The 16043-nt window shown below is 67.0% G+C and carries 16 protein-coding genes and 2 tRNA genes; 3 read left to right on the forward strand and 15 right to left on the reverse strand.

From position 1 onward, the window contains the following. From clpX to FXO18_RS12505, 5 genes are all read right to left on the reverse strand, one after another. On the reverse strand, positions 1–1281 hold the full coding sequence (clpX, locus tag FXO18_RS12485) for an ATP-dependent Clp protease ATP-binding subunit ClpX (RefSeq protein ID WP_149361461.1): 1281 nt from the start codon (positions 1279–1281) through the stop codon (positions 1–3). Between the two features lie 279 nt (positions 1282–1560). Next, on the reverse strand, positions 1561–2214 hold the full coding sequence (locus tag FXO18_RS12490; RefSeq protein ID WP_149361462.1) for an ATP-dependent Clp protease proteolytic subunit: 654 nt from the start codon (positions 2212–2214) through the stop codon (positions 1561–1563). Between the two features lie 100 nt (positions 2215–2314). Beyond that, a complete protein-coding gene (locus tag FXO18_RS12495) occupies positions 2315–2902 on the reverse strand; it encodes an ATP-dependent Clp protease proteolytic subunit (RefSeq protein ID WP_149361734.1) in 588 nt (195 codons plus the stop codon). A 220-nt stretch (positions 2903–3122) separates the two neighbouring features. Beyond that, complete coding sequence (gene tig / locus FXO18_RS12500; protein WP_149361463.1) at positions 3123–4538, reverse strand: trigger factor; 1416 nt, start codon at positions 4536–4538, stop codon at positions 3123–3125. Positions 4539–4674: 136 nt separating this feature from the next. Further along, positions 4675–4748, reverse strand: a tRNA-Pro gene (locus FXO18_RS12505). Positions 4749–4879: 131 nt separating this feature from the next. Here FXO18_RS12505 and FXO18_RS12510 point away from each other — a divergent pair. Further along, a tRNA-Gly gene (locus FXO18_RS12510) sits at positions 4880–4953 on the forward strand. Between the two features lie 233 nt (positions 4954–5186). On the opposite strand, the gene FXO18_RS12515 is transcribed toward FXO18_RS12510, so the two are convergent. The 5 genes from FXO18_RS12515 to FXO18_RS12535 form a co-directional block, all read right to left on the reverse strand. After that, positions 5187–6176: a DUF2804 domain-containing protein gene (locus FXO18_RS12515; RefSeq protein WP_149361464.1), complete on the reverse strand. Its 990-nt coding sequence runs from the start codon at positions 6174–6176 to the stop codon at positions 5187–5189. A gap of 2 nt (positions 6177–6178) precedes the next feature. Further along, positions 6179–6457, reverse strand: a complete 279-nt coding sequence (locus FXO18_RS12520; RefSeq protein WP_149361465.1) for a GNAT family N-acetyltransferase — start codon at positions 6455–6457, stop codon at positions 6179–6181. Positions 6458–6498: 41 nt separating this feature from the next. Beyond that, positions 6499–7293, reverse strand: coding sequence for an Fpg/Nei family DNA glycosylase (locus FXO18_RS12525; RefSeq protein ID WP_149361466.1), 795 nt, complete (start codon positions 7291–7293; stop codon positions 6499–6501). A 27-nt stretch (positions 7294–7320) separates the two neighbouring features. Next, positions 7321–7794, reverse strand: a complete 474-nt coding sequence (locus FXO18_RS12530; protein WP_149361467.1) for a ribose-5-phosphate isomerase — start codon at positions 7792–7794, stop codon at positions 7321–7323. Between the two features lie 245 nt (positions 7795–8039). Next, positions 8040–9119, reverse strand: coding sequence for an oxygenase MpaB family protein (locus FXO18_RS12535; RefSeq protein ID WP_149361468.1), 1080 nt, complete (start codon positions 9117–9119; stop codon positions 8040–8042). 74 nt (positions 9120–9193) lie between these two features. Between FXO18_RS12535 and FXO18_RS12540 the strand changes: the two genes are divergently transcribed. Further along, a complete protein-coding gene (locus FXO18_RS12540) occupies positions 9194–9850 on the forward strand; it encodes a TetR/AcrR family transcriptional regulator (protein WP_223114741.1) in 657 nt (218 codons plus the stop codon). Here the strand turns inward: FXO18_RS12540 and FXO18_RS12545 are convergent. Both FXO18_RS12545 and FXO18_RS12550 read right to left on the reverse strand, forming a co-directional pair. Beyond that, on the reverse strand, positions 9847–10458 hold the full coding sequence (locus FXO18_RS12545; protein WP_149361469.1) for a mycothiol-dependent nitroreductase Rv2466c family protein: 612 nt from the start codon (positions 10456–10458) through the stop codon (positions 9847–9849). The two genes, FXO18_RS12540 and FXO18_RS12545, sit on opposite strands and share 4 nt — an antisense overlap. A gap of 48 nt (positions 10459–10506) precedes the next feature. Continuing rightward, entirely contained in the window at positions 10507–11403 is an 897-nt protein-coding gene (locus FXO18_RS12550) for an SGNH/GDSL hydrolase family protein (protein ID WP_149361470.1), read from the reverse strand. Positions 11404–11949: 546 nt separating this feature from the next. Here FXO18_RS12550 and pepN point away from each other — a divergent pair. After that, on the forward strand, positions 11950–14529 hold the full coding sequence (gene pepN / locus FXO18_RS12555; protein WP_149361471.1) for an aminopeptidase N: 2580 nt from the start codon (positions 11950–11952) through the stop codon (positions 14527–14529). Between the two features lie 109 nt (positions 14530–14638). Here pepN and FXO18_RS12560 read toward each other — a convergent pair whose 3' ends face one another. The 3 genes from FXO18_RS12560 to FXO18_RS12570 form a co-directional block, all read right to left on the reverse strand. Further along, on the reverse strand, positions 14639–15121 hold the full coding sequence (locus FXO18_RS12560; protein WP_235900647.1) for a DUF5130 family protein: 483 nt from the start codon (positions 15119–15121) through the stop codon (positions 14639–14641). Further along, entirely contained in the window at positions 15108–15341 is a 234-nt protein-coding gene (ctaJ, locus tag FXO18_RS12565; protein ID WP_235900668.1) for an aa3-type cytochrome oxidase subunit CtaJ, read from the reverse strand. Before ctaJ ends, FXO18_RS12560 begins: the two co-directional genes overlap by 14 nt. 108 nt (positions 15342–15449) lie before the next feature. After that, entirely contained in the window at positions 15450–16040 is a 591-nt protein-coding gene (locus tag FXO18_RS12570) for an HNH endonuclease (protein WP_235900648.1), read from the reverse strand. Between the last annotated feature and the right edge of the window lie 3 nt (positions 16041–16043).

The following is a 16043-nucleotide window of genomic DNA, read 5'->3' on the forward strand; positions in this document are numbered from 1 at the left end:
TCAGGCGGACTTGTCGCGCCGCTCGGGATCCTCGGCTCGACGCGGAACGATCGTCGGGTTGACGTTCTCCCGGACAGTGGCCCCGGTAACGACGACCTTGGCGACATCATCGCGGCTCGGGATGTCATACATCACGGGCAGGAGCACTTCCTCCATGATGGCGCGCAGTCCGCGGGCACCAGTGCCACGCAGGATCGCCTGGTCGGCGATCGCCTCAAGGGCCTCCGGGGTGAACTCGAGCTCGACGTTATCCATCTCGAACAGCCGGGTGTACTGCTTGACAAGCGCGTTCTTCGGCTCGGACAGGATGGAGACGAGCGATTCCTTGTCCAGGTTGGTCACCGAGGCGACCACGGGCAGGCGCCCGATGAACTCAGGGATCAGGCCGAACTTGATGAGGTCCTCGGGCATGACGTCGGCGAAGCGATCGGCGGTGTCGATCTCGTTCTTGGACCGCACCTCGGAGCCGAAGCCGATTCCGCGCTTGCCCGCCCGGTCGGAGACGATCCGCTCGAGGCCAGCGAAGGCCCCTGCAACGATGAACAGCACATTACTGGTGTCGATCTGGATGAACTCCTGGTGGGGGTGCTTGCGCCCGCCTTGCGGCGGCACGCTCGCCTGGGTTCCCTCGAGGATCTTCAGCAGCGCCTGCTGCACGCCTTCGCCCGATACATCACGAGTGATCGACGGGTTCTCGCTCTTGCGGGCGATCTTATCGACCTCGTCGATGTAGATGATGCCCGTCTCGGCACGCTTGACGTCGTAGTCCGCAGCCTGGATCAGCTTCAGCAGGATGTTCTCGACATCCTCGCCGACGTACCCCGCCTCGGTGAGCGCCGTGGCGTCAGCGATCGCGAAGGGAACGTTGAGCATCTTCGCGAGAGTCTGCGCAAGGTAGGTCTTGCCGCAGCCCGTCGGCCCGAGCATGAGGATGTTCGACTTCTGCAGATCGACATGCTCGTGGCGCGAGTCGCGGGCCTTCTCGCCAGCCTGCACTCGCTTGTAGTGGTTGTACACGGCCACGGCGAGGGTGCGCTTGGCGTTGCCCTGACCGATGACGTACTGGTCGAGGAAGTCGTGGATCTCGGCAGGCTTGGGCAACTGGTCGAGCTTCACGTCGCTGGACTCAGCGAGCTCTTCCTCGATGATCTCATTGCACAGGTCGATGCACTCGTCGCAGATGTACACGCCCGGGCCCGCGATGAGCTTCTTGACCTGCTTCTGGCTCTTTCCGCAGAAAGAGCACTTCAACAAGTCGCCGCCGTCACCGATGCGCGCCATACCCGTGCTCCCAACTTCCTGATACTCGCCACGCCTGCCAGGAGTTCCCGGCAATTACAACATCGTGGTCATGTGCAGCATGCTCTGACAGTACCTGTCGCGGACGATCCACGACGTTCTAGTGCCTGCCAGCTACCTATCGTCAGCGCCCCGGTGACGCTTCGCCAACCCGTGGAGGCTCTAGCGTCACCGTTCGATACCGATTCGTGCGGTATCTGCCGCCATGCGGCGTGTCGTCCCAGCATACAACCGGGACGACCCGTCAGCATGTCGGTTTTGTCACTGGTTGGACAGTGAAAGCTTGCGGTACTCGAGAACATTGTCGATGAGGCCATAAGCCTTGGCTTCCTCGGCGGTGAGGATGAGGTCACGATCGCTGTCCTTGCGGATCTGCTCCGCGGACTTGCCGGTGTGGCGCGCGAGCGTGGTTTCCATCTGCTTGCGCATCCGCTCGATCTCCCGGGCCTGGATCTCGAGGTCCGACACCTGGCCCTGCATGCCACCAGTGGCCGGCTGGTGGACGAGGATTCGGGCGTTGGGCAGCGCGAGCCGCTTGCCGGGCGATCCAGCGGCAAGCAGGATCGCTGCCGCGGACGCGGCCTGGCCGAGGCACACGGTGGTGATGTCGGCACGCACATACTGCATGGTGTCGTAGATCGCCATCAGCGAGGTGAACGAGCCACCCGGAGAGTTGATGTACATGGTGATGTCGCGGTCAGGATCCTGCGACTCAAGGACGAGCAGCTGCGCCATCACGTCATTCGCGGACGCGTCGTCGACCTGCACGCCGAGGAAGATGATGCGTTCCTCGAAGAGCTTGTTGTACGGGTTCGATTCCTTGACGCCGTAGCTGGAATGCTCGATGAACGAGGGCAGGATGTAGCGGGCCTGCGGGCCCATGTGCTGTGGAAGCGGATTGCGGTTGACGGTCATGTCTTCTCCACGTTTCTATCAGGCGAGGACAACAGATGGGTTCGGTGCGGCCCCGGCGGCCGAGGCCGCCGATGGCTCAGCGGAGTGGCCGGCGGAAGGATCAGCGGCCAATGCCGCCGGACTGGCCGGCACGGGAGATTACGTGGTCGACAAAACCGTAGTCCTGCGCCTGCGCGGCAGTGAACCAGCGATCACGATCAGAGTCCTCGGTGATCTGCTCGACGGTCTGCCCGGTGTGGAGCGCGATCAGCTCCGCCATCTCGCGCTTGGTATAGGCGTACTGCTCGGCCTGGATAGCGATATCCGCCGCGGTACCACCGATGCCCGCGGAAGGCTGGTGCATCATGATGCGCGCGTGCGGGAGCGCGTACCGCTTGCCCTTCGCGCCCGCCGAGAGCAGGAACTGCCCCATCGATGCCGCGAGCCCCATGGCGTAGGTAGCGACATCGCACTCGGCGAACTGCATGGTGTCGAAGATCGCCATGCCTGCGGTGACCGAGCCACCGGGCGAGTTGATGTAAAGCGAGATATCCCGGGTGGGGTCCTCCGCGGAGAGCAGGAGGATCTGAGCGCACAGCTTGTTGGCGATGTCATCGTCGACCTGCGTGCCCAGGAAGATGATGCGCTCCTGCAACAGCCGCTCGAACACCGAGTCGCTGAGGTTCATTCCGTATGTGCCTGAACGCATCGATGGGGTGCGCGCGGGAGTGTGCACGGTCACGGGTGCCTGCCTTCCGGATACCTGGACGTTGTTTCCCCGGCGCCGGGGCTTGATGCGGGGGTTCCCGCCTCCAAGTCGAGCTCGTGGGCGCCGATGTGCATTGGGTCTGACACTGACAGTAACGAACTAGGGCGGCGCCGGTATCCCGGCACCGCCCTAGTTCGCTGTAAGCGTCAAGAAATACGGCCTACTTGGTGTCGGCCGCGGTCTCCTCGACCTCGCTGGCATCGCCAGCCTCGTCGTCGGAGTCCTCGGTCGGAAGCGCGTCGTCCTCGTCGTCCGCCGGAGCGCCGAAGTACTCCGTGACATCAAGCTCCGAGCCATTCTGGTCCTTGACGACCACGGCGCGGATCACCTCGACGAGAGCCTTGGTGCGGCGCGCGTCAGCAAAGATCGTCGCGAGGCCATTCGGCTGCTTCTGGATCTCCTGGATGAACTGCTGCGGCTCCATGCCGTAGCGCTGCGCCTCGGAGAAGATCCGCTCGAACAGCTCCTGCTGGCCCACCGTGATGTCATCGGCATCAGCGATCGCATCGAGCAGCAGCTGAGCACGGACCGCGCGATCCGCGGCCTCGCGGGACTCAGCGTCGAACTCCTCGCGCGACTTGCCCTGCGCCTCGAGCAGACGGTTAAGGGTGTCTTCCTCGCCTCCCAGCGAGTGGAGCGCGCTGTGCAGCTGCTCATGCACCTGCTCATCGACGACCTTCTGCGGCGCCTCGAACTCCACGACCTCGAGCAGCTTCTCGAGAACCTTGTCCCGGATCGAGTTGGTCAGCGCGATGCGCTTGGACTGCTCCGCCTTCTCCCGGAGATCGGCGCGCAGCTCCTCGACGGTGTCGAAAGCGCTGGACAGCGAGGCGAAGTCATCATCGACCTCGGGCAGCTCGCGGGTCTTCACCGACGTCACCTTCACGGCAACGACAGCGTCCTCGCCAGCGAAGTCACCGGCAAGCAGCTTCGTGGGGAACTCCGCCGTGCCACCGGCCGCGACACCGGTGATGGCCTCATCGAGACCCTCGATCAGCTCGCCCGAGCCCACCTCGTGGGACAAGTCATCGGCGGTCGCGTCCTCGACAGGCTTGCCGTCAACGGTGGCGGAGAGATCAAGGGTGACGAGATCGCCCTTCTCCGCGCCACGCTCGACCGGGACTACCGTGCCGAAGCGCTTGCGCAGCTCCTCGAGCTGCTCCTCGACGTCCTCGTCCGTGGCTTCCTCGGCCTCGACCGACACCTCGAGCGAGGCATACTCGGGCAGGGTGATCTCGGGGCGCACATCCACCTCGGCGGTGAAGCCGAAGTGATCGTCCTCGATCTTGGTGACCTCGATCTCGGGCTGGCCGATGGCCTTGACATCGCCCTCGGCGACTGCCTCCGAGTACTTGCCCGGAACGGTGTCATTGATGACCTGCTCGAGCACGGCACTACGGCCAACGCGCGCATCGATGATGCGGGGCGGCACCTTTCCAGGGCGGAAGCCGGGCACCCGGACCTGCTGGGCGAGCGCCTTGTAGGCGCGGTCGAAGTCCGGCTTCAGCTCCTCGAAGGGCACCTCGACACTGATACGTACTCGCGTCGCGCTCAGCTGCTCGACGGTGCTTTTCACGGAGATGCTCCTACCTGGTTTTTTGTGAATCGTACAAGGGGGTGGCAATGCGAATCCCGGATCACCGGCCCCGGTCGCGCGGCCCGCCGGCCTAGCTTGGCGCCAAGCTCACGATCCACGACCGGAGGCCACAACGTCGGGGTGACAGGATTTGAACCTGCGACCCTCCGCTCCCAAAGCGGATGCGCTACCAAGCTGCGCTACACCCCGTTTGCTCCAACCCGAGAGACTACATGGAAAAAGCCCCGAGTTGCAGCCGGGGCAATATTACGTGCTTGGCTTGGCGTTTCCAAAGCAGGTTAGGTACAGTCACATGTCGCATGCACCTCAGGTGCCGGCGCGCGGGTGTAGTTCAATGGTAGAACCTCAGCCTTCCAAGCTGATGGTGCGGGTTCGATTCCCGTCACCCGCTCCACACGGAGAGGCCCCCGGCCAGCGGAAACGCGGCCGGGGGCTTTCTCGTTCCAGCTGTGCGTCGCGCGACTGGTCCGCCGCGCGACCGGTCCGCCACGCGTCCGGTCCGCCAGTGTTCGAAAAGCGACAGCTCAGCGCCGGAATCCTGTCGTTTTTCGCACTATCGCCGGACGAGCCGAGCCGAGCCGAGCCAGCCGAGCCGAGCCAGCCGACCCGAGCCGAGCCAGCCGAGCCTCACCAGCGGGCCCGGTGGTCCTCCACCACTCCCCTGCCACGGACCTGGTGCACCACTCCATCCGGCGAGCGGAATGTTCCCTCGAACCAGCCGAAGGGCTGGACGAACTTGCTGGCGATCACACCCGCCTCGAGATGCTCCCTGCGCTGGCCCTCGGGGTGGAAGACAAGATCAACCGCTCCGCCGGCGGTGCGCAGGCGCCAGGGCTCGAGCGGTGCCGATCGATCGAGCTCGAAGACAGCCTGGGGCAGTGGCACGATCCCGCCTTGCCACCAGACCGCGTTCTCGAGCCCATCGAGGAAGTGGGCCACCAGGTTGATCGCGATGGGCTGGCCCGATTCCGTGGTGCCGTCGAGGCTTGCCCAGTTCCACAGCGTCTCGCGGGGCGGGTAGCCGAGGGTGAGGTCGAGCGAGGCGCGTCCGGCGAGATCAACGACGGCGTCTCTGGTGCGCGCGCTCCCCGATGCGGCGAGCCCGGCGAACTTGCAAGTGTGATGGAAGGGCCTTCCGGGCGCCGAGCTGATTGCAGAGATCGCGAGCGGCTCGGTAGTCCCTTCGATGGTGGCTGACAGTTCCAGGTTGCGCCCGTGGTGATGCAGGTGCCACGCGCCACGGTCATGGTGGATGCGCCATGTGCTCCGCCCGCGCCCGAGCGTCCATTCGACGCGCCAGTCCGGCGCGAACGAGCGCGGGAACCCAGCGGGGATGAGGATCTTGTCCTCGGTGAGCTGCCCGGTACGGCGGTCGTGCACGTAGCAGAAGCCGGTCGCGGTATGGCCGGCGTCGACGATCGCGAATCCGGCCGCGGCCTCCTCGGCGAAGAAGCCCGCATAGATCCACGCCTTGCGCTGGGCGCGGCGGCGCCACGGCTGGCCGCGATCCCATTCAGTGGTGGAGAGGTCCGGGATGGGCCCGAGGTAGCGACCGTCGAGCGCGCCGGCACGCTCGCCTGGTCGGGGCAACCGGTCGGGCGCGGGCGGCAGGTGCATGATCAGGCCAGCAGATCCTTGTACTCGGGGTTCTTCGCGATGAAGCCCTCGACGAACGGGCAGGCCGGGATGATCGAGAAGCCAGTGGCGCGGCTATCGTCGAGCGCGTGCTGCACTACCTTGCCGGCGATGCCCTTCCCCCGGTGGCCAGGGTCGGTGACCGTGTGGTTGAACTCGCGGATCGCGCCGGTCTCGACGTATTCGGCGTAGCCTGCCTCGTTCCCGTCGATGATGAGGGAGTAGCGGCGGGCGTCGGCGTCGTGCTTCATCGTCTCGGTCATGCTCTCCCCAACATATGCGTCCCGCGGGTTTGTTCCCCGTGCTAGCGCTGGCATCGCGGGCACCAGTAGAGCTTCCGGCCGCGCAGCTCCTCCTGCTTGATGGTGGCTGCGCAGACGCGGCAGGGTTCTCCCGCGCGCCGGTACACGTAGGTACGGGGGCGTCCGGGCTGGTAGGGCGGGGCGCCGTGGTCGTGCTCGGCATCCACGGTGATCATGCGTCCTTCCCGGACTCCCACCGGCATGAGTGCGGCGAGGTCGTTCCAGAGGGCGTCCCAGTGATGACGTTCAAGATCGCGTCCAGGCCGGTGGGGCGCGATGCGCTGCCGGAACAACACCTCTGCCCGGTAGACGTTGCCGACTCCGGCGAGCACTGCCTGGTCCATCAGCAAGGCCCCGATGGGCACGCGCGAGCGTGCGATGCGCTCCCAGGCGAGATCAGGCTGGGCGTCGTGGCGCAGGGGGTCGGGACCGAGACGGTCGAGCAGTGCCGCGAGCTCGGGCGGTCCGATCAGCTCGCAGCGCGTCGGGCCGCGGAGATCGATGATGCGCGATCGCGTGGCCAGCCGCATGCGGACCTGCCCGACCGGTGGCGCATCGCTTGCTGGAAGCGTGGTGAAGGTGCCATACAGCCCGAGATGGATGTGGACGAGCGTCCCGTCCGCGTAGCGGTGCAGCAGGTGCTTGCCCCACGCCTCGGCGGCCTCGAACGACTGCCCGTCGATTCTCCGGGCGCCCTCGGCGAAGCGCCCCTGGGGGCTGCTGGCCCGCACGCGCGCACCGGCCAGCAAGCGGGTGTGCTCGCCGGCGAGCCGGTGCAGGGTATGCCCCTCAGGCACGGGCCGCGCCCAGCGCGCCGCGGGGCATCACGCGCCTGGAACGACCGGGGCCTCGCCGGAGTTCTCGTACTCGGCGAGGATGTCGATGCGCCGCTGGTGGCGGGCCTCGTCGGACCACTCGGTGGCCAGGAACGCCTCGACGATCGCGAAGGCCTCCTCGGTGCTGTGCATGCGGCCACCGAGGCCGATGAGCTGCGCGTTGTTGTGCTGGCGGGCAAGCTTGGCCGTCTCGACGCTCCAGGCGAGCGCGCAGCGCGCACCGGGCACCTTGTTGGCGGCGATCTGCTCGCCGTTGCCGGAGCCACCAAGGACGATTCCGAGGCTGCCGGGGTCAGCGACGACCTTGCGGGCCGCATCGATGCAGAACGCGGGATAGTCGTCGAGGGCGTCGTACTCGAAGGCACCGCAGTCGGTGACATCGTGCCCGAGGGAGGTGAGATGGTCCTTGATGAGATTCTTCAGCTCGAAGCCGGCATGGTCGGCACCTAGGTAAACGCGCATGGCCCCGATTCTGCCAGCCCCGGCGCGGAACCGACGCATCGGCACGGAAAGGTCGCTGGATCGAGGGTGCTCGGCGGAATGCTCGCGTGGCAAAAGCACCGGAAACCGCCAAACGCGATAGAAGCCGACCTGGTTGCGCGGCAGCTTCTATCGCGTTTGCGGCTCGGGGCCGGGGCTAGGGGCAGGGACGCCTCCGGGGAGGCACTGGCATCGCTCCGGAAGGGCCCGCCGCTACCCCGTGAGCCTCACGCGATGGCGCCGATGTGCTGCTCGGACTCGATGATGCCCTCGTCGCTGGGCTTCTCTCCCTTGCCGAACACGCGATCATGCTGCTTGGCGCGCAGCTCCGGGTGCGCGTCCACCGGCAGCTCATAGCCATACTTGGCCTGTGCCTCGCGCGGGGTCATGGTGATCGGGTTCTCGGCCGGGATGTCGAGCAGCACGGGCATGGCGATCTCGAGCGCGGCCGGGGCGATCATCTTCATCAGCAGCATCGAGAGGTTGATCGACCGATGCATGGCAGCGTGGAAGACCTTGTTCGGCGGCACGATCAGCAGGTCGAGCAGCGGGCCCTGCCGCAGCCCGCACATCTGGCGCATGTACTGCGGGTAGGTGGAGATGATGCCGTGGCGCAGCACGTACAGCAGGGGGCTCATCGCCTTCTTCTGCCACGCTGGCATGTCGGGCGGCAGCGCCACGTCGAGGCCGAGGATGAAGTGCACCATGTCCTGCGCCGCTTCGGAGGCGGCGAGGTGCGGGCGCCAGTCCTCGAAGTACGCGATGACGTCCTCTCGGGAGCGTGGCACGGTCGCGGGGTCGATGGTTTGCAGCTCGGCGGCCCGGGCGCACTCCTCCCAGAACTGTGCCTCCTCGCTGGGCGAGAGGCGGCCGGGGCCGAACTTCTCGTAGCAATAGAGGATCGAGTGCCACGCTGTCACGTGGATCCATAGCTGGGAGCTCGGCTTGTTGGCGTCGTAGGCCGAACCGGTCACTGGATCGTTGCCGATCGCTTTCGAGTGGACCTTGACGAGCACGTCCGCTGCCTTGGCGGTGGGCTCGGTGGCGCCGAAGGCGACCATGGCGAAGTAGCGCATGGTGCGTCCGTAGCGGGTGTGGGGGCGGTACCTCACTCCTCCCGCCTGGACGACTGCCGCAGCGAGGTTGGGGTCGAGGTGCTCGATGGTCACCGCGCGCGCGAAGCCGAGGATGTACGAGGTGGGGTGGCTCCACACCTTCCAGGCAACCGAGCCAGGCCCGAAGAAGCCGTAGTCAGCGTGCGGGGCGAACTCCTGGCGGAGCGCGGATCTGGTCTTGATCCCGAGCATGGGCGTGGTCCTCCTTGAATTACTACAGCATTGTAGGTTCAGCGAAGTTTACACTACTGCAGTAACGTCAAGGAGTGACTTCAGGCACGGATCCGGCCCCACGCAAGCGCCGCCGCTACGCCCCACGCATGCCCATCGAGCAACGCCGCGAGCAACTGCTCGATGCCGCGCTGCGCGTCGTCGTCCGCGACGGGTACGACAATGTCTCCATCGAAGCGATCGCGCAGGAGTCAGGAGTTACCCGCCCGGTGGTCTACAGCGCCTATGACGGCCTCGAGCCACTCCTGCACGCCCTCCTCGACCGCACCCAGCGCCGCGCGCTGGCGTCCGCGTTGCGACTCATCCCCACCGATGCCGGGACAGGTGACGTCGACGACTGGATCCTCGATGGCGTCTCCGGCCTCATCGACCTCGTGCGGCAGCAACCAGAGATCTGGAAGCCGGTGCTCGGCATCACCACCAACACGCCAGCGATGGTCCGGGACCGGATCGAGGCGACCCGGGACCTCATCCGCGGCTACATCGCCGACGCCCTGCGCCTCGGCCTCGAGCAGCGCGGCGGCCCCTGGCTCGACGTCGAAGTGCTCGCGCACCTCGTGCTCGTCACCACGGAGCACTTCGGCCGACTCATGCTCGAGGATCCGCCCCGCTACACCAGGGACCGCCTCGTTGATGCACTCCGGGGGCTGCTCGAGGCGACCCGGCCGCCCGAGCAGGAACCAGCGGACTAGTCGAACACCGGATCCTCGGCGCGCGTGCGCTTGAGCTCGAAGAAGTGCGGGTAGGACGCGAGCGCGACGGCACCGTCCCAGATCTTGCCCGCCGTTTCCCCGCGCGGGATGCGGGAGAGCACGGGCCCGAAGAACGCGGTCCCATTGATGTGGATCGTGGGCGTGCCCACGTCATCACCAACCTTGTCCATGCCTGCATGATGGCTCGCCCGCAGGACCTCGTCATGCGCGTCGCTCGTGGCAGCCTCGGCGAGGCTCGCGGGCAGCCCGGTCTCGGCGAGCGCCTCGCGCACTACCTCCATGCGGTCGCTCATGCCCTTGTTGTGGATGCGCTCCCCCATCGCCGTGTAGAGCGGGCCGAGCACCTCGGGGCCGTGCTGCTGCTCGGCGGCGATGAGCACCCGCACCGGCCCGAGGGTGCTGTCGAGCATGTCGCGATAACCCTCCGGGATGTCCTTGCCCTCGTTGAGCACATACAGGCTCATCACGTGGAACCGGACGTCGATATCGCGCACGTCCTGGACCTCGAGGATCCACCGGGAGGTGATCCAGCACCACGGGCAAGCAGGGTCGAACCAGAAGTCAACGCGGTCGCGGGTATCTGGCATCAGCAATCCTCTCGATCGGGGGCGCCCGGCACGCGGGCGCTAGCTGGGTCAACGCACGCGCTTGCGGAACTCTTCCTTGATGTACCCCTGGAAGATCCTGGAGAAGCCCGCGTTGCCGGTGTTGTTGGGGTGCATGCTCAGCGACGTCGAGGTCGTGACATTGCCCTCGTACCACTTGAGCGGCTTGGGCTGGCAGGCATCATGGCCCACACTGCGCGAGGCCAGGTCGACGTAGGTGATGCCGGCATGATCAGCCGCGGCCTTGATGATGGCGTTCATCCGATCCTGGTAGTCGGCGATGAACCGGGCATCGGCATCGCTGGCGGGAACCGACGGCCAGCAGCCCCGGTTGCCCACCGTGCCGCCGTGGCTCGCAAGGAAGATCAATGCCTTCGGCGCGCGCTCCTGGAGCGTGCCGAGCAGCCGATCGAGCCGGGGCCGCAGCGGTCGCAGCGACTCCATCGCGGCGATGCGGGTCTCGGGATCGTTGCGGCACTCACGGTCCCCGCCCTCGTCCTTGGTGAAGCACCGCCGAGCGATGTCATACCACCGCACATCGTTGCCGCCGATGCTGATCGTGATGAGCGTTGTCTCAGGGGTGACGGCGTCGAGCTGCAGCGGCTTCGGGCCACTGCGGGTCTCCTGCGGCATGTCGAGGATGTCCTCGACGGTCGCGCCACTGCACGCGGCGAAGGTGAAGAACTCCGGCCGCAGCCACTCCGAGAGCAATCGCGGATAGGACTCGGCGGTGCGCCCGCAGCTGTCGTTGAGGAACTGCAGGGTCGACGGGCCGGCCGCGCGGGAATCACCGAGCGCCACGTAGTGCTCGCTCGTGCGGGGAGCGCTCGCGCCAGGCATCGCGACCAGCGCCAGACCGAGGACGAGGAGCAGGCCGATCGCGGAGATCACGCGGCGGATCCCGCGCGGGGGCCGTGCTAGCGGCATCGGGGTGGGTCTCCTCGGTTCTCGCGGCAAGGTCGGCACGACCGTCTCGACGAACCAACGTACACACCGTGGCGGCCCGGCGCACCGGCCGCGCTGCCCGTCCGGCGAGACCAGGCCGGGCCAAAAGAAAATCCGGCCCGGTCACGCTTGATTGTCGTGACCAGGCCGGGTCTTCCCGCGCCCCCACAAATACAGCTGCGGGCCCGCCAAGTGGGCTGGGCGGCTAGCGCCAGACCATCACCCGACGCATCGCCGATGTTGACTGCACATGAAGTTGCAGGCACCCCTCGCGGTGGCGATCGCATCGCTGCATGGACTTATCCTCGCACGTCGGACGCATCCGCGGGATGGCCCCCGAGAATTTGTGAGTGGATTCACCGCATACCGCTCAGCGGGATTTTCCTGTGAGCGGAAATCACGGCAACGCCCGGTGTCCACGGTGACGAGGGGCTCCCCACGGCGCATGATGGGGGGTGCTGGATCGGCATGCCCCGTGCCGGCCATGCCTGATGATCATCCGAACACCACGGCAGAAAGGCACTCCTCGTGGCAGCTCCAAACCTGACCCGGGACCAGGCGCGGGAACGCGCTGGCATCCTCTCGATCGAAAGCTACACCGTGCACATCGACGTCACCGATGGCCACGGCCAGCCGGGCACGGAGACGTTCCGCTCCCGCACCGTTGCTCGCTTCGCCGCCACGCCAGGTACCTCGACGTTCATCGACCTGATCGCCACGAGGATCCACGAGGCCACGCTCAATGGCGCCACGGTCGACACCTCCGGCTACTCCCACGAGGAGGGCCTCGCCCTCGACGCGCTCGCCGCATCCAATGAGCTAGTGATCGACGCGGAGCTCGAGTACTCGCATACCGGCGAGGGCCTGCACCGCTTCGTCGATCCCGCCGACGGCGAGGTCTACCTGTACTCGCAGTTCGAGACCGCCGATGCCAAGCGCATGTTCGCCTGCTTCGACCAGCCCGACCTCAAGGCCGTGTTCGACTTCTCCGTGACCGCCCCCGAGCACTGGGAGGTCATCACCAACGGCGCCGAGACCAGCCGCGATGGGCTGGTGCGGACTTTCGCCACCACGCCGCGGATGAGCACCTACCTCGCGGCGCTCGTGGCGGGCCCCTACGCGAAGTGGACCGACACCTATCGCGATGAGCATGGCGAGATCCCGCTGGGCATCTTCTGCCGCGCATCGCTGGCCGAGCACATGGACGCCGACCGGCTGTTCACCGAGACCAAGCAGGGCTTCGGCTTCTATCACCGCAACTTCGAGATCCCCTACGCCTTCGGCAAGTACGACCAGCTCTTCGTCCCCGAGTTCAACGCCGGCGCGATGGAGAACGCGGGCGCGGTCACCTACCTCGAGGACTACGTCTTCCGCAGCCGCGTCACCCGCTACCTCTACGAGCGGCGCGCCGAGACCGTGCTGCACGAGATGGCGCACATGTGGTTCGGCGACCTCGTGACCATGCTCTGGTGGGACGACCTGTGGCTCAACGAATCGTTCGCCACTTTCGCCTCGGTGCTGTGCCAGGCCGAGGCCACCGAGTACACCAACGCGTGGACGTCGTTCGCCAACGTCGAGAAGGCATGGGCGTACCGGCAGGACCAGCTTCCCTCCACCCACCCCATCGCCGCGGACATCCCCGATCTCGAGGCAGTGGAGGTCAACTTCGACGGCATCACCTACGCCAAGGGCGCGAGCGTGCTCAAGCAGCTCGTCGCCTACGTGGGCCTCGAGGACTTCCTCGCCGGGCTGCGCGCCTACTTCCGCGAGCACGCCTACGGCAACGCCACCTTCGATGACCTCCTGCGCGCCCTCGAGGCATCCTCGGGCCGCGACCTCTCGGACTGGGGCGACCAGTGGCTGCGCACCACCGGCCTGAACACCCTCGCGCCCGAGTTCACCGTCGACGAGGACGGCAACTACGCCTCGTTCGCCGTGGTGCAGGGCGGCGCGGAGCCAGGCGCGGGCGAGCGACGCACCCACCGCATCGCGGTCGGCGTGTACGGCGATGACGAGTCCGGGCGCCTCGTGCGGCAGCGCCGCATCGAGCTCGACGTCGACGGCGAGCGCACCGAGCTTCCTGATCTCGTCGGCACGCCGCGCGGCGCGCTCATCCTCGTCAACGACGATGACCTCACCTACTGCTCGCTGCGCCTCGATGATGATTCGCTGCGCACCGCGGTGGAGCGCATCGGCGACATCAGCGAATCGCTCCCCCGCACCCTGGTGTGGTCGGCCGCGTGGGAGATGACGCGCAACGCGCAGATGCGCTCCCGCGACTTCGCCGCGCTCGTGCAGCGTGGCATCGGCACCGAGAGCGAGGTCGGCGTGGTTCAACGGCTCCTGCTGCAGGCAGCCACCGCCATCGGCTCCTACGCTGAGCCAGCCTGGGCGGACGAGACCGGCTGGCCTGGGTTCGCCGACACGCTGCTCGAGCAGGCCCGCACCGCCGAGGCAGGCTCGGACCATCAGCTCGCGTTCGTCAACGCGTTGTGCGCTGCCCGCCTCGAGGACCGTCATGCCGACGTGCTCGGGACCGCGCTCTCCGAGAGCCCCGACGCCGCCGGGTTCCCTGGCCTCACTGTCGACACCGATCTGCGCTGGCGCCTCATCCAGGCGCTCGCCGCAGCGGGCCGGATCGACGCGGACACCGACGGCACGCCGCGCATCGACGAGGAGGCAGCGCGCGATAACACCTCCACCGGCGCGCGGCAGGCCGCGCAGGCCGCCGCGATGCGCCCGCGCGCGGATGCCAAGGCACACGTGTGGGAGAGCGTCATCAATGACAGCTCCCTCTCCCACACGCTGACACGCTCGATGATCGGCGGATTCTCCCAGCCCGGCCAGGCAGCACTGCTCGAGGGCTACGCGGATCGATACTTCGCCGCGATCCCCGGCATCTGGCGGGACCGCACCAGCGAGGTCGCCCAGACCATCGTGATCGGCCTCTATCCGGCCTGGGACATCAGCGAGGCAGGCTTGCGGCGCGCCGACGAGTTCCTCGCCGGGGACCATTCCGCGGCGCTGCGCCGCCTCGTCATCGAGGGCCGGGCCGGGATCGAGCGGTCCCTGCGAGCACGCGCGTTCGACGCCTCCTCCGGGAAGTAGTCGCCGGGCCAGGCAGTAATACCCGATGAAAACAGGCCGCCCCCCGGTATACCGGGGGGCGGCCCACGTGGGTGTCCAGCATCAGGCTGGAACGAGCATCACGGATAGGTCAGGAACGCACCGGGCTCGTCGCGGCAGCCATGACCTTGACCGCGGCCACGAGTCCGTCGAGGAGGTCACCCTCGCGCAGCAGCGGAAGCGCGGCAGTGATGCCGAGCTGGCAGATCCGGTCGGTCACGCGATGTGCCACCGCGGGGCCGGAGACGATCTCGATGCGACGCTCGCCCGGCGCGACGGCGATCAGCGCGGAATGCGCGGCGTCGTCGAGGCTATCGAGGAGCTCGAAAGCCTTGTCGTTCGAGTCAGGCCCGAGCTCACCGAGATAGATCGTGAACTTGATGCCTGTATCGCGGGTAGCGCGGATCAACGCCTCATCGAGGCGGATGCGGTGCTCGGAGTCGAAACCGAGCTTGTCCACGGGCTCATCGAGGAAACGGACGGCTGATACCCGGCCGCTCGCGGTCTGCACCGACCCCATGGGCAGGTCCTCGAGGGGTGGCGCGGAAGGGACGACGATCTCACCATGTTGCACTTGCGGATCCTCCAATCGGCTGCGCATCGGACGTGTCGCCATGGCCACCGTGGCTGTGTCCATGCTCATCGACGGCGCTCCACCACACCGGGCCATAGGGCCACGGGTCACCCAGCCGGTACGGCTCGGGACGGAGCTCGGGCTTCTTCAACATCGCGGCAAGCCCGAGGACGGCAATTACCGCCGCCGGAATGACCACGAACACGAGGACTGTCTCCATGATGCTCACACATAAAAGGTAATCGAAGCGCTACCGGTCGCGCGCGCCGGGCCGGCAAAAATACCCCAGCAACTCCGATCGGGCCACCGCGGTCAAGCCTCGCGCCCCTCAGGCCGACGCCAGCGCGGGCACATAGTCCGACCACACCGGGTCATGCGAGCGGATCTTCGATACCAGGTGCCAATGGCGTCCAGCGGGAGCGCGCAGCGGCGCGGCCAGCGTCCAGCCGATCTCGCTGAGCAGCTTGTCGGCCTTGCGGTGGTTGCATCGCGTGCAGCACGCCACGCAGTTCTCCCACGTATGGGTTCCGCCGCGGCTGCGGGGAATGACGTGATCGATCGTGTCAGCGCGGCCGCCGCAGTACCCGCACCGGTTCCGGTCGCGCTGCATGAGCGTCGCCCGGGTCAGCGGCACCCGGGCGATGTAGGGCACCCGCACATAGGTGGTGAGGCGTATCACCGACGGAACAGGGATGGTCCCGCCAGCAGCGTGGATGAGGACTCCCGACGCATCAGGATGCAGTATCTCCGCGCGGCCGCGGAGGACCAGGATTATGGCGCGGCGGGCCGGCACGGTGGTCAACGGCTCGAAGCTGGCATTGAGGAGCAGCACGCGCCGATCGATCCAGTTCCGGCGCGGCGATGACGACGCGATCGAGCGTGCCCGCGGTGACTCGTCGGCATGGTCACCGCCAGGCATGCG

Source organism: Lolliginicoccus suaedae, assembly GCF_008312885.1.
GTDB lineage: Bacteria > Actinomycetota > Actinomycetes > Mycobacteriales > Mycobacteriaceae > Lolliginicoccus > Lolliginicoccus suaedae.

What these genes read in the sequence shown, in the direction of transcription:
- clpX (WP_149361461.1), bottom strand. Translation starts at nt 1,281, where the DNA reads ATGGCGCGCATCGGTGACGGCGGCGACTTGTTGAAGTGCTCTTTCTGC.
- FXO18_RS12490 (WP_149361462.1), bottom strand. Translation starts at nt 2,214, where the DNA reads ATGACCGTCAACCGCAATCCGCTTCCACAGCACATGGGCCCGCAGGCC.
- FXO18_RS12495 (WP_149361734.1), bottom strand. Translation starts at nt 2,902, where the DNA reads ATGCGTTCAGGCACATACGGAATGAACCTCAGCGACTCGGTGTTCGAG.
- FXO18_RS12515 (WP_149361464.1), bottom strand. Translation starts at nt 6,176, where the DNA reads ATGCACCTGCCGCCCGCGCCCGACCGGTTGCCCCGACCAGGCGAGCGT.
- FXO18_RS12520 (WP_149361465.1), bottom strand. Translation starts at nt 6,457, where the DNA reads ATGACCGAGACGATGAAGCACGACGCCGACGCCCGCCGCTACTCCCTC.
- FXO18_RS12530 (WP_149361467.1), bottom strand. Translation starts at nt 7,794, where the DNA reads ATGCGCGTTTACCTAGGTGCCGACCATGCCGGCTTCGAGCTGAAGAAT.
- FXO18_RS12535 (WP_149361468.1), bottom strand. Translation starts at nt 9,119, where the DNA reads ATGCTCGGGATCAAGACCAGATCCGCGCTCCGCCAGGAGTTCGCCCCG.
- FXO18_RS12545 (WP_149361469.1), bottom strand. Translation starts at nt 10,458, where the DNA reads ATGCCAGATACCCGCGACCGCGTTGACTTCTGGTTCGACCCTGCTTGC.
- FXO18_RS12550 (WP_149361470.1), bottom strand. Translation starts at nt 11,403, where the DNA reads ATGCCGCTAGCACGGCCCCCGCGCGGGATCCGCCGCGTGATCTCCGCG.
- ctaJ (WP_235900668.1), bottom strand. Translation starts at nt 15,341, where the DNA reads ATGGAGACAGTCCTCGTGTTCGTGGTCATTCCGGCGGCGGTAATTGCC.
- FXO18_RS12570 (WP_235900648.1), bottom strand. Translation starts at nt 16,040, where the DNA reads ATGCCTGGCGGTGACCATGCCGACGAGTCACCGCGGGCACGCTCGATC.